12 protein-coding genes are annotated in these 12,685 nt (G+C 32.0%); 5 read left to right on the forward strand and 7 right to left on the reverse strand.

The window, feature by feature from the left end; translation table 11 throughout:
• Positions 1 to 33 precede the first annotated feature (33 nt).
• Genes NH341_RS09895 through NH341_RS09905 form a run of 3 tightly spaced genes read left to right on the forward strand, consistent with a single transcriptional unit; the run spans position 34 to position 2,347 of the window.
• Positions 34 to 483: a Fur family transcriptional regulator gene (locus tag NH341_RS09895; RefSeq protein WP_047788906.1), complete on the forward strand. Its 450-nt coding sequence runs from the start codon at positions 34 to 36 to the stop codon at positions 481 to 483.
• A gap of 25 nt (positions 484 to 508) precedes the next feature.
• On the forward strand, positions 509 to 1,780 hold the full coding sequence (locus NH341_RS09900; RefSeq protein ID WP_047788907.1) for an adenylosuccinate synthase: 1,272 nt from the start codon (positions 509 to 511) through the stop codon (positions 1,778 to 1,780).
• Positions 1,781 to 1,813: 33 nt separating this feature from the next.
• On the forward strand, positions 1,814 to 2,347 hold the full coding sequence (locus tag NH341_RS09905) for a DUF1572 family protein (RefSeq protein WP_253056687.1): 534 nt from the start codon (positions 1,814 to 1,816) through the stop codon (positions 2,345 to 2,347).
• A 57-nt stretch (positions 2,348 to 2,404) separates the two neighbouring features.
• On the opposite strand, the gene NH341_RS09910 is transcribed toward NH341_RS09905, so the two are convergent.
• From NH341_RS09910 to NH341_RS09925, 4 genes are all read right to left on the reverse strand, one after another.
• Entirely contained in the window at positions 2,405 to 3,124 is a 720-nt protein-coding gene (locus NH341_RS09910; RefSeq protein WP_253056688.1) for an SCO family protein, read from the reverse strand.
• Positions 3,121 to 3,897 carry a formylglycine-generating enzyme family protein gene (locus tag NH341_RS09915; RefSeq protein ID WP_159616216.1) on the reverse strand — a complete coding sequence of 259 codons (777 nt, stop codon included), beginning with the start codon at positions 3,895 to 3,897 and terminating at the stop codon, positions 3,121 to 3,123. The genes NH341_RS09910 and NH341_RS09915 overlap by 4 nt, the downstream gene beginning before the upstream one ends.
• A gap of 29 nt (positions 3,898 to 3,926) precedes the next feature.
• Complete coding sequence (gene nirK / locus NH341_RS09920; RefSeq protein ID WP_159491209.1) at positions 3,927 to 5,381, reverse strand: copper-containing nitrite reductase; 1,455 nt, start codon at positions 5,379 to 5,381, stop codon at positions 3,927 to 3,929.
• A gap of 139 nt (positions 5,382 to 5,520) precedes the next feature.
• Positions 5,521 to 6,951 carry an aspartate aminotransferase family protein gene (locus tag NH341_RS09925; RefSeq protein WP_159491212.1) on the reverse strand — a complete coding sequence of 477 codons (1,431 nt, stop codon included), beginning with the start codon at positions 6,949 to 6,951 and terminating at the stop codon, positions 5,521 to 5,523.
• Between the two features lie 138 nt (positions 6,952 to 7,089).
• Between NH341_RS09925 and NH341_RS09930 the strand changes: the two genes are divergently transcribed.
• Complete coding sequence (locus NH341_RS09930; protein ID WP_159491214.1) at positions 7,090 to 8,730, forward strand: OstA-like protein; 1,641 nt, start codon at positions 7,090 to 7,092, stop codon at positions 8,728 to 8,730.
• A 5-nt stretch (positions 8,731 to 8,735) separates the two neighbouring features.
• On the forward strand, positions 8,736 to 9,914 hold the full coding sequence (locus NH341_RS09935; protein ID WP_253056690.1) for an aminotransferase class III-fold pyridoxal phosphate-dependent enzyme: 1,179 nt from the start codon (positions 8,736 to 8,738) through the stop codon (positions 9,912 to 9,914).
• A gap of 77 nt (positions 9,915 to 9,991) precedes the next feature.
• Here NH341_RS09935 and NH341_RS09940 read toward each other — a convergent pair whose 3' ends face one another.
• From NH341_RS09940 to NH341_RS09950, 3 genes are all read right to left on the reverse strand, one after another.
• The gene (locus NH341_RS09940) at positions 9,992 to 10,330 is read right to left on the reverse strand and encodes a hypothetical protein (protein ID WP_253056692.1); all 339 of its coding nucleotides are present in this window, start codon (positions 10,328 to 10,330) and stop codon (positions 9,992 to 9,994) included.
• Positions 10,331 to 10,539: 209 nt separating this feature from the next.
• Positions 10,540 to 11,190 carry a hypothetical protein gene (locus tag NH341_RS09945; protein ID WP_159616225.1) on the reverse strand — a complete coding sequence of 217 codons (651 nt, stop codon included), beginning with the start codon at positions 11,188 to 11,190 and terminating at the stop codon, positions 10,540 to 10,542.
• A 194-nt stretch (positions 11,191 to 11,384) separates the two neighbouring features.
• Positions 11,385 to 11,870, reverse strand: coding sequence for a hypothetical protein (locus NH341_RS09950; protein WP_159616227.1), 486 nt, complete (start codon positions 11,868 to 11,870; stop codon positions 11,385 to 11,387).
• Positions 11,871 to 12,685: the final 815 nt, after the last annotated feature.

Raw genomic sequence — 12,685 nt, forward strand, 5'->3', positions numbered from 1 at the left:
TAAATTTGTCCTTTCGTAAAATTTAAAAAATAAATGAGTAATTCAGCCGAAAATCAAGAAATTGTAAAAAAAGTATTCACTTCTTTTTTAGAAGAGAACAAGCATCGTAAAACACCAGAACGCTATGCTATTTTGCAAGAAATTTATGACGCTGAAGAACATTTTGATATTGAATCTCTATACATTAAAATGAAAAACAAAAACTATCGTGTTAGTAGAGCTACTCTTTATAATACGATGGATTTGTTGCTAGACTGTGGTTTGGTTCGTAAACATCAGTTTGAAGGTCAATCAATGGCTCGTTACGAAAAAAGTTACTTCGATAAAAATCACGACCACGTAATACTTACAGATAGTGGTGAAGTAAAAGAGTTTTGTGACCCAAGAATTCAAATCATTAAAAAAACAATTGAAGATGTTTTCGATATAGACATTCACAACCATTCACTTTATTTCTACGGAACAAAAAGAAACAACAAATAAAACACAACACTTAACAACACACTAAATGGCAGTAGATTTATTACTCGGACTACAATGGGGAGATGAAGGAAAAGGTAAGATTGTAGACGTTTTAACAAAAAACTACGATATAATCGCGCGTTTTCAAGGAGGTCCAAATGCTGGTCACACACTAATTTTTGATGGAAACAAACATGTATTACACACCATTCCTTCAGGAATTTTTCATAAAACAGCTTTAAATGTAGTAGGTAACGGAGTGGTTATTGACCCTGTTATCTTTAAAAAAGAATTAGAAAACTTAGATAAGCATAATATTGATTATACATCTAAATTATTAATTTCTCGTAAAGCACATTTAATTTTACCTACTCACCGATTATTAGACGCAGCTTCTGAAACTTCAAAAGGAAAAGCAAAAATCGGTTCTACTTTAAAAGGAATTGGACCTACTTATATGGACAAAACTGGTAGAAACGGAATGCGTGTTGGTGATTTAGAATTAGATAACTGGAAAGAGAAATATAGAGCTTTAACTGAAAAGCATTTAAGTATGTTAGCATACTTTGATGTTCAAATCGATTACGATTTAGACGAGTTAGAAGCTGAATTTTCTAGAGGAATTGAAAAATTAAAAACATTACAGTTTATTGATTCTGAAGAGTTTTTAAACAACGCTATTAAAGAAGGAAAAACTATTTTAGCTGAAGGAGCTCAAGGGTCATTATTAGATATTGATTTTGGAACATATCCTTTCGTAACCTCTTCAAACACCACTGCTGCTGGTGCTTGTACTGGTTTAGGAGTTGCTCCTAATAGAATTGGTGAGGTTTTCGGTATTTTTAAAGCATACACTACTCGTGTAGGCTCTGGACCTTTCCCTACTGAATTATTTGATGAAGATGGAGCTACTATGGCGAAAGTTGGTCATGAATTTGGAGCTACAACTGGACGTGCTCGTCGTTGTGGATGGTTAGATTTAGTTGCTTTAAAATATGCTGTTGATGTAAACGGTGTTACGCAATTAATGATGATGAAAGGTGATGTATTATCTGGTTTCGATACCTTAAAAGTTTGTACTTCATACAACTATAAAGGAGAAGAAATTTCTCACTTACCTTATAATATTGAACCAGAAAATGTAAGTGTTAACTATACAGAATTCAAAGGTTGGGAAGATGATTTAACAAAAATGACTTCTGCCGATGATTTACCTCAAAACTTATTAGACTACATCGCGTTTATTGAAAAAGAAACGGGTGTACCTGTAAAAATAGTTTCAGTAGGACCTGATAGGAAACAAACAATTAATAGATAAAAATTTAGAGGAGCTCAATTGAGCTCCTTTTTTATGATGGTAAAAGAATACTTAGAGAATATCACTACCCAGTTTAAATCGTATAAAGAAGTTGCTGATAAAACGATTGCTCAATTAGAAGAAAAAGACATACACTGGAAATACAATGAAGAAAGTAACAGCATTGCTGCTATTATTGTTCATGTATCTGAAAATATGTTGTCGCGTTGGACGGACTTTTTTACTTCTGATGGAGAAAAAGAATGGAGAGATAGAGATGCTGAGTTTGAAACTCATGATTTATCAAAAAAAGAATTGATTTCTCAATGGGAAAAGGGTTGGAACTGTCTTTTTGCTGCTTTAGATTCATTAAATGAGGAAAACTTCAATCAACCTATTCTTATCAGAAATAAACAAGTTAAGTTAATTGAAAGTATTACGAGGCAAATAGCTCATTTTCCATATCACATTGGTCAAATAGCTTATGTAGGTAAAATGATTTTAAATGATAAATGGCAAACAGCTTCTATTGCCAAAGGAAAATCTAAAGAGTTTATACAAGCTCAATTTGAAAAAAACAACTCATAAAAAAACGTCTTTTAAAAATTTAAAAGACGTTTTTAATAGGAAACATGTTTATGGCAACTAATTTTTTACTGTTTCCAAAATACTCGCTATAGTTTCTTTATTATCTACACCTAAACCTTCTTGTTGGTGCACTAACTCCCCTTCCGGATTAAATACACTGATGATATTTGAGTGTGAAAAATCTAATGGAGAAATTTGTTTGTATTTCACAGCTAGTACATTGGCAAACTCTCTAACAGATTCTTCTGTACCTTGTAAAAAAGTCCAATGCTCATCATCCATAAAGTTTTCTTTCGCAAAAGCTTTTAATCGTTCTGGGGTATCATTTTTAGGGTCAATACTAATTAAAACGTATTGTAAGTCTTCATTATATACTTTAGGTATTTTAGCTTCAATATTACGCATATCAGCAACCAATCTAGGGCAAGCAGCTTTACACGTAGTATAAATCATAACCATTACCAAAGTTTTTCCTCTTAAATCTTCTAAATGAATCGTTTTATTCTCTTCGGTTTTCCATTCTGATGTTAAATTAAATATAGAACTTTCAGAAATATCAGTAGCTAAAACTAACTCTTTAGGCTCTTTTTTATCTTTCTGTGTTAAATCCATTTTACAAACCGGACAACTTCCTTCTTCTGTATATGTTTTATCTTCCTCACAAAACATCGGACATTCATATACAGTTGCTAAATTTGTGTTGCTTTTTTCTTTTTTACAAGAACTTAATAACGTAATTGAAAAAAGAAGTATCGTTATATATTTTACTACTTTCATTGTGCTATATTTTTATCTTTTACACATCTAAAACCTAAGTTTCTCATTGTGTATTTAGCTTTTAAACTTCCACGGGTAGCATAACGCATAAAAGCTGCATAATTCATTAAATCTGTTGATCCTACTGCTGCACTACCACAAAACAAATTACTATCATTGTCAACGTCTTTTCTAGATTCTCCTGATACTAATACTGAATTAAAATCAGAGGTCCATTCCCAAACCAATCCATGCATATCATACACTCCCCAATAGTTTTTAAATGTTGACCCTATAATATTATTAAATGTTCTTGGCTTTTCATACCAACTTAAAATGTATTCATTATACGTTTTTAAAGTTCTTGCATCTGATAGTTTTTGATTTGCCATTCCCACATATTCCCATTCATCTACAGTAGGTAATCGTTTTCCTTGCTTTTCACAGTAACATTTTGCTGCAAACCATGAAACATTGGTTACAGGTGATTTTAAGTTAACCTTCTCCCCTATTTCTGTATCATTTTTCCAATTAATCAGGTAACTTTTATCTGCAAAAAGTTTAATTACTTTAGATTTTCTCCACTTTGGGTTTTCTTTTACAAACTGTAAAAAATCTTCATTAGTTACAGGATACACATCCATTAAAAAATCTTGAATCGTTACTCTTGCTGAATCTCTTCCATACAAAGGAATATAACTACCACCTTTAATAGGAACCATTTTAGATTGACAATTCATATTGGAAATGCCTAAGAAAAATATACAAATTGTCAATCTTAAAATAGTTTTCATTTCTTATAATTTAGAGTTTAACTACAATTTTAGTGAGTACTTTTTACTTCCATTACAGTATTTACACTAACGTTGGTTTTATTATTTCCCCAAGAATTGTAAACATAGGTTAGTACATCTGCTACTTCTTGATCGTTCAACGCTTGCTTGGTCATTACACTATTATATTTTTGACCGTTTACTGTAATTTCTCCTGTTTTACCATGTAAAATAATATCTATAGCTCTCTTTACATCAGCATTTAAATAATCTGATTTGGCTAAAGGAGGAAATGCATTTGGAATTCCTTCACCATTAGCTTGGTGACAAGCAAAACACGTTTTCGTATAAATCTGTTTACCATCTGCTATTTTTTGTGCTAATGATTTTTCTTGCTTGGAAGCTACAGCTTTATCTTCTTTACCATTTGGCATTTCTTGAATAGTACCTCCTTCAGGGTTATAAATACCTTCTTGTTTTACTCCTGAATAAATCTTTTTGCTTTCTTCTCCCTTTACCTTTAACATTCCTAAAGCACCTTTGTTAAACGCTCTAAAAATAGCATGATCTACTAAAATAAAAGTACCCGGAACATCTACTTTGAAGTCAACTATTGCTGCTCCTCCTGCCGGAATAGAAGTTGTTTGTACATCTTTATTAATCACAGAACCGCCTTCAACATGAACATTGTCAAAAATTTCACCAATAACATGGAAAGATGATGTTAAGTTAGGACCTCCGTTACCTACGAATAAACGTACTGTTTCACCAACATTAGCGGTAATTGCATTATCTCCTGTTAAAGCTCCTACACTTCCGTTAAACACTACATAATCTGCATCTTCGTCTACTGCTTTTCTCATATCAAAAGGTTGTAAACCAGGTTCTCCGTTTTCCCCTTTTGTATAGAAATCTCCTTGCATAATGTAGTATTCCTTATCTACTTTTGGTAAACCTCCTTCAGGCTCTACTAAAATTAATCCATACATTCCGTTTGCAATATGCATTCCTACAGGTGCAGTAGCACAGTGATATACATATAATCCAGGATTTAATGTTTTAAATGAGAATGTTTTTTCATGACCAGGCGCTACAAATGAAGAAGTAGCACCTCCTCCAGGTCCAGTTACGGCATGCAAATCGATATTATGAGGTAATCTATTATCTGGGTGATTAGATAAGGTAAATTCTACTTCATCTCCTACTCTAGTTCTTATAAAGCTACCTGGAACAGAACCACCAAACGTCCAGTACACATATTCTACACCATCTGTCATAGTTCCTTCTTTTTCAAGAATTTCCATATTTACCAGTAACTTCTTAGCTGATCTATTACCAACAGGTGCCGGAACATAAGGCGGAGCTGTTAATTCTGCTTCTATCGTTCCTTTAACTGCTATATCTGAAGCACTTTTCATTGCAATACTTTCAGATTTTTCATTTTTACAACTTGCCATTAAAAACATAGCTGCTAAAACCATTGAAATTGTTTTCACTTGTTTCATCTCTTCTATTGATGTAGTTATTAATAATCTTATAAAAGACTTTTTTATCTTTTATACAAACAAAGCTACTAAGAGAAAAGCTTTTGAAATATGATTTTTATCATAAAAACAAAAAAAGGAGCTTAGAGCTCCTTTTAATCTATTTTTCTTTTAAAATTTCTTTACCAAATTGATGACACAACTCCAAGGTTTCTTTCACATCATCCATAGTTGTTTTTGGGTTTATCAGACACATTCTAAGCACTACTTGCTTATTTAATATTGTAGTTACTAAAAACGCTTCTCTTGATTCCATTATCTTTTGAGAAATTTTCTGATTTAATTCATCAATTTCTTTTTCTGATAAGTTTAATCCAATAGGATTATATCTAAAATTAATTACTGCCAAGGTAGCTGGTGAAATAATTTCCCAATTTCTACTTTTACGCAGCATCTTTTCTACATCATCAGCTAATTGGATGTTGTAAGTAACAGCTTCTTTAAAAGCATCTAATCCATATGTTTTAATAGACATATAAAATTTTAAAGCTCTAAAACGTCTTGTTAACTGAATTCCGTAATCGTAAAAGTTAATCTCAGATTCATTTCCTTCAATATCGCGTAAATATTCTGGTTTTTCACTAAAAGTACCACTTAACCAAGAAGCATCTTTTACTAATAAGCAACCAATTTCATAAGGTTGGTAAAACCACTTATGCGGATCTACAGTAAGAGAGTCAGCTCTTTCAATTCCTCGTAAAGCTTTTGCTCCTTTTTCAGCTAAAATAGCGGCTCCACCATAAGCTCCATCAATATGGAACCATAAATCTTCCTCTTCACAAATGTCAGCTATTTCATTTAAAGGATCTACAGTACCTGTGTTGGTGGTTCCCGCAGAAGCGATGTAACAAAATGGTTGCAACCCTTCTAGTCGGTCTTTTGCTATAGCATTTTTTAATTTGTTAATACTAATTCTAAACTCTAAATCTGTTGGTAAAATTCGAATTTGCTCTTTTTTAAACCCTAAAACACGAATTGCTTTAATATTTGAAGAGTGTGCCTGATCAGACAAATAAATCACCGCTTTAGAAAAATCATCACCACACTTTAAACGTCTCGCTGTAACCAAAGCTGTTAAGTTTGCCATAGAACCACCACTGGTAAAAATTCCTCCTCCTTTTTCAACAGGGAAATTATACATTTTTAGTAACCAGTTCATTGTTACAATTTCTAACTCAGCTGCAGCTGGAGAAACCATCCATCCACCAGAAAAAATATTGAATCCAGTAGCTAAACTATCAGCCATAGTGCTAATAAAGTTACTAGGTCCAGGTACAAATGAATATGCTTTAGGGTGAGAAATAACTGTACTGTTTGGTATTACATTATCCATTACAAAATCTAGTACCTTTTCAGCAGACATTCCTTCATTTGGTGCTTCTTGTAAGAAAATACTATCCATTTCTTTTCTAGAAGCACTAGCAACAGGCTTTTTTTGCTCTAAAGTAGCCCAATGTTCTGCAATTATATCTACAATTTTATATCCGTAAGACTTCATCTCTTCTTTTGATAAATCAAAATGAGCGCTCATATCTTTATAATTTTTTAATTTGCTACAAAATTAACCATTTACCAAATGACAACCTTTTATTTATCTTGATAATTTTATTTCTTTATTAAGATTTTGGCATATTCTTTTCATTATTTTTGTGCATTAAATCGTATTATTTTGAAAAAACTATTTCTACTAACTTTTATATTATTTTCTGTTGTAAGTTTTTCTCAAACCAAAAAAATCAAAATACTTTCTACCGAATTAAGTACTGCTGATGAAAGTAAGTACCCTGGAGCTACCATATTGATAGGAAAAGTAAAAATGTCACACGAAGGTGCTACCCTAGACTGTAAAAGAGCACTTCTTTACAAAGACAAAAACTTATTTAAAGCTATAGGTGAAGTAATTATTGAACAAGGAGATAGTATTATTCAATACAGTGATTTTGCTACCTATAACGGAAACACTAAAAAGGCGAAATCTTGGGGAAATGTAGAAATAAACGATAAAGAAATGACGCTAAAAACTGATACGCTTCATTTTGACAGAATCAACCAAGTATTATACTACCCAAACGGAGGAACTATCCGTGATACAAAAAACACTCTAAAAAGTGTAAAAGGAACTTATCTATTAAGAGAAAAAAAGTTTACTGCTAAAACAAAAGTAACAGTTGTAAACTCTGAAAATCATTTAGAGTCTAACCATTTAGATTATTATACCAATACTAACTTAGCTTATTTATACGGGCCAAGTACCATTACTAATTTAAAAGATAGCACTAAAGTATATTCTGAAAGAGGTTTTTACGATACGAATACCGATGTTTCATACTTTGTAAAACGTGCAAAATTATTTTTAAAAGAACGAACCGTTTCTGCCGATAGTTTGTACTATGATAAACGTAACGGTTTTGCTTCTGCAACCAACAATATAAAAGTAGTTGATACCGTTCAAAATATGGTAGCAAAAGGAAATTATGCTGAATTATACGAACTCAAAGATTCTTTATTTATAATTGATAGAGCTGTTGCTATTTCTGTATTTGAAAAAGACTCTATGCATGTTGCGGGCGATAAAATTTTACTTACCGGTAAACCAGAAAAACGTATTGCTAGAATTTTTAACAATGTAAAAATATTCAAGTCCGATTTACAAGGAAAATGCGACTCTATTCACAGTAGTCAAGAAACGGGATTAACCAGAATGTTTAAAAATCCCATATTATGGTCTAATAAAAGTCAAATTACAGGAGACAGCATTCAGTTAGTATCTAATAAAGAAACAAATAAACTTGACTCTTTAAAAGTATTACAAAATGGTTTTATGATTCAACAAGACTCCGTTCATACAGAAAACTTTAATCAAATTAAAGGAAGAAATATTTATGGTAAGTTTGAAAAAGGAGAATTAAGAACAATGTTAGTTAAGGGTAATGCAGAGTCTTTATACTACAGTAACAACGAAAAAACACAAGAATTAGAAACAATTACCAAAGAAATAGCAAGTGATATTGAGTTTATTTTAGAAGATGGAGAAATAATACAAACTAAATACTTTAAAAAATCTGAAGGAAAAACTTTTCCTCCTTCTGAATTCCCTTCTGACGAAAAAAAATTCAAAGGCTTTTTATGGCGAGGAGATGAACAACCCTTAACTGTGGAAGATATTTTTATAAAAGACGCTACTTCTACCGTTCCATCAAAAAGAAAAAAACAACCTGATGTTGTAAAAGAAGCTAAGGAAATGTTTATCGAAGAAACTTCAAAAAATAAGAAAGAACAAAAAAAGCTTAATCTTAAAAAATTAAAATAATTTCTGTGAAAGACGATTTTTTTAAATACCAAGGACAAACAACCCCACATCCTTTAGCTATTGAAATTTCACATGCCAAAGGAAGTTATATTTATGATAGCAACGGAAAAGCGATGTTAGATTTTGTTGCAGGAGTTTCTGCAAATAGTTTAGGACATAACCACCCTAAGGTAAATGAAGCTATAAAAAATCAATTAGAGCAGTATACACATGTAATGGTGTATGGAGAATTTATTCAAAAACCACAATTAGAATTGTGCAAAGCTTTAGCAGCTACCTTACCTCCTAGCCTATCATCTATTTATCTGGTAAATTCTGGTACCGAAGCTACCGAAGGTGCTTTAAAGTTAGCCAAACGTTTTACGGGTAGAAGTGAAATTGTTGCCGCTAAAAATGCGTATCATGGAAATACACAAGGTGCTATGAGTGTTTGCGGTGCTGAACAACAAAATCGTGCATTTCGTCCATTAATTCCAGGAAGTAAGTTTATTGAATACAACAACGAAATAGATCTAGAAAAAATAACGTCTAAAACAGCTGGTGTTATCCTAGAAACCATTCAAGGAGGTGCAGGATTTATCGAACCTAAAAATGATTACTTAGTAAAAGTAAAACAACGTTGTGATGAAGTTGGTGCCTTGTTAATTTTGGATGAAATCCAATCTGGAATTGGACGTACAGGAACCTTTTGGGGTTTTGAAAACTACAATGTTACTCCAGATATTATCATCACGGGGAAAGGTTTAGGTGGCGGAATGCCAATCGGCGCTTTTATTGCTTCTTTTGAAGTAATGAACTGTTTAAAAGAGCACCCAAAATTAGGACATATTACTACGTTTGGAGGGCATCCTGTTATTGCAAGTGCTGGTTTAGCTACCGTACAAGAAATCACTTCCTCTAACTTAATGGAAGAAGCCTTACGAAAAGAAAAAATTATTCGCGATGCTTTTAAAAATCATTCCGCGGTTAAAGAAATTAGAGGAAAAGGATTGATGCTTGCCTTATTAGTAGATACTCCTGAAGCTGCCTCGCAAGTAATTTTAAACTGTTTAGACAAAGGGCTAATTTTATTCTGGTTACTTTTTGAAGGAAGAGCGATCCGTATTACCCCTCCACTCACCATTTCTGATGAAGAACTAAAAAAAGGGTGTGATCTTATATTGAGTGAATTGGATAAGTTGTAGTTAAAATATGTCTAATTACAGTTATACATCTTAAGTTAGTAATTTTTCATATACGGTGTTGTGTGTGGTTTTTTATTTTAGTCAAATTCCGTTTTGTGGAATTCCAATAGTTTATCCATGAAAAGATTTATTTCTTTTTTCTCTTTTAATTTGAAATCCGCAAACATAATCAGTCCGAAAACAACAAACACAATCGGCAAAATCCAATTTTCTTTAATCAACGAAATTATTGAAATCAGAATTCCGAGTCCGAGTAAAACTTTCGCTAAAATATTTATTGGTGACTTAAAGTCAAATTTCAAATCATAATTCCCTAAGTCATTCACAATTCCGATTAGTCTGTGATTGTTCGGGAAACGATTCCGCATTAATTCAAACTTTTCAGTTCCGATATATCCATTATAGAATCCGTTCACAATTAACTTGTTTAGAATTCTTAAATTTTTATCACTTTTGGTTATCGTTTGTCTCATTCCTCAAATTACACACAACGTGTTTGTATAAGATTAGTTGCGTGTTTTAAGCACCTAATTTAGCAAATACAAACCGAATAGAAAATCCGCGAGGATTTTCGTAAATAAGCTTGCACTAGCAATTAATTTTATACGGTGTTGCCATATGTTTTTTATTCGTTTTGTTTCCGTTTATTGTGATTTAAACTTAACTTTTCTTTTAATTCTTCATAGGTCATTTTTGTTGAAGTTTTCCACTCCTCCAATATCACTTTATCTTCTTCAGGCATTGATGAGATTTCCATTCCCAACATTGTGTAGGTTCCATCTTTATAAGGCATTGAAGACTTAACAAAACTTATAACTTCCAAAATCAATTCTAAGCATTTTTGCATATATGCCGATTGATATTTTATCTCTACGTCTATTAAGTAATATGAGTGTATATAAGTACTTAATTCGTGTTGTAATTTTTTCGACTTTTTATAATCATAAAATTCATTGTCGATATCCAAAATCTCACAAATTGCTTGCAAAAAATGTTGATACTTAAATTTTAAGCTACCCACTTTTGTATTTACTCGGTCAATTCCATTCTTTGGTTTAGAGTCTTCTATGATTTTTTCTCTTTCATCTGGCTTTACAGAATGTAGAAGAAAATTTAAGTCCATTAGTTCAAGTGCAATTCTGCATTCTAATGAGGCATAAATCAACGACGAAGTATTTTGGTTAGATTCTCCGATTTTAATTAATTCTTCTGCTTGCCTTAATAAATAAATAGGATTACTAATTCTTACATCTGGTTTATAAGTCATTTTGTTCATTATTAGCGCAATGTTTTTTCAAATGTGTAGCAACGCTCTCGTATAACCGTCAGTTACGGGATTAAAGATTGTGTTTTTCGGTTTGGAACAGACATTAGCAATTCCGAGTGGATTCGGACGTAGTCGAATCCGTCGTAATTGCGGTTATATATTGTTGCCATTAGTTTGTTTATACCAAATCCACATATAATATTTTATGGGTTTTTCACATGTAGTCTACTATACATTGCTGTACTAGATGATAACTGGTCATGACCTTTAATAAGGTTTACGCTGTAAGAGTTTTTATTTGTTTTGTTAATTTCATACTTTAATTCATAATCATTTTTCATAGCGGCAATATATTTTTCTATTAAAGGATTATAAGTTGTATTCAATATTAATTCCTCTTTTATTTTTTCATTAAATTCAATTTTAAGAATAGCTTTACAAGAGCATTTATTATCATCAATTGAATTAATAGTTTTTATTGAATCTAATCTAGCATGCCTATAAAAAAATGATTTAAGCATTTTTTCCGGAGTTTTGTACCCAAGAATTTCATAGAATTTTTTTTGAGAAACTTGGTTTTTAATAAGTTCTTTCTTTAAGGCACTTTTTTCTAAAATTCCATCACATTTAATAGTTTTTGTACAAGATGATAGAATTAAGATTAATAATAAAATTGTTATGTTTTTCATGATTTTAATTAATGGTAACTAGTTTATATACGTAATAAAATTACTTATATATTCCTTTTACGGTAGGGTGTTCGGAACTTTTAGCAATTTTATTAACACTTTCAAATATAAAGAAATAAGATAAAAAAGGGCATTTTTTTATCGGGACTACAAACGAAGCCTAATCGGGTTGTCTTCCCTTTCTCATTAATAGAAGCAACTTTAAACAAATGGACACACTTTATTGAATACTCCCCCTTATTGAGTCGCTGATATTACGGCATGCTCCGAAGACACTACGGCATGGGTCGCTAATACCACGGCATGCTCCGAAGACACCACGGCATGGTCGCTACTATCACGGCATGTTCCGAAGACACCGCGGCACAGGTCGCTGATATTACGGCGTGCTCCGAAGACACCACGGCATGGGTCGCTGATATTACGGCATACTCCGAAGACACCACGGCACGGGTCGCTGATATCACGGCATGCTCCGAAAACACTACGGCACAGGTAACTGATGTAATTCTTCTTATTTTTTTAGCAAAAAGATTGTGTTATGTGTACTATCCAATTTTTTTTTTTTACAAAAAACAACAACTTTTCTTGTTTTTTAGCACATAATTTATACATTTGACTTGATGTTTAACAACAAAAGACATATCATTTCTATTCCAGCTGTAACTACGGCTTCTTTTGTTGGCACAACAACTACAATTATTATTACAACCCTTTAGGGGTTATTTTTCTACATATTATCTCCGTATATATTTATTTTTTCAAAAGACTTGAAAACAGATAAATGCTTAAAAAATCTTATTTTTAATTTATTA

The sequence above is a fragment of the Tenacibaculum sp. XPcli2-G genome (assembly GCF_024124505.1).
Lineage (GTDB): Bacteria > Bacteroidota > Bacteroidia > Flavobacteriales > Flavobacteriaceae > Polaribacter > Polaribacter mesophilus.

What these genes read in the sequence shown, in the direction of transcription:
- NH341_RS09945 (WP_159616225.1), bottom strand. Translation starts at nt 11,190, where the DNA reads ATGAACAAAATGACTTATAAACCAGATGTAAGAATTAGTAATCCTATT.
- nirK (WP_159491209.1), bottom strand. Translation starts at nt 5,381, where the DNA reads ATGAAACAAGTGAAAACAATTTCAATGGTTTTAGCAGCTATGTTTTTA.
- NH341_RS09925 (WP_159491212.1), bottom strand. Translation starts at nt 6,951, where the DNA reads ATGAGCGCTCATTTTGATTTATCAAAAGAAGAGATGAAGTCTTACGGA.
- NH341_RS09905 (WP_253056687.1), top strand. Translation starts at nt 1,814, where the DNA reads ATGATGGTAAAAGAATACTTAGAGAATATCACTACCCAGTTTAAATCG.
- NH341_RS09895 (WP_047788906.1), top strand. Translation starts at nt 34, where the DNA reads ATGAGTAATTCAGCCGAAAATCAAGAAATTGTAAAAAAAGTATTCACT.
- NH341_RS09915 (WP_159616216.1), bottom strand. Translation starts at nt 3,897, where the DNA reads ATGAAAACTATTTTAAGATTGACAATTTGTATATTTTTCTTAGGCATT.
- NH341_RS09910 (WP_253056688.1), bottom strand. Translation starts at nt 3,124, where the DNA reads ATGAAAGTAGTAAAATATATAACGATACTTCTTTTTTCAATTACGTTA.
- NH341_RS09900 (WP_047788907.1), top strand. Translation starts at nt 509, where the DNA reads ATGGCAGTAGATTTATTACTCGGACTACAATGGGGAGATGAAGGAAAA.
- NH341_RS09950 (WP_159616227.1), bottom strand. Translation starts at nt 11,870, where the DNA reads ATGAAAAACATAACAATTTTATTATTAATCTTAATTCTATCATCTTGT.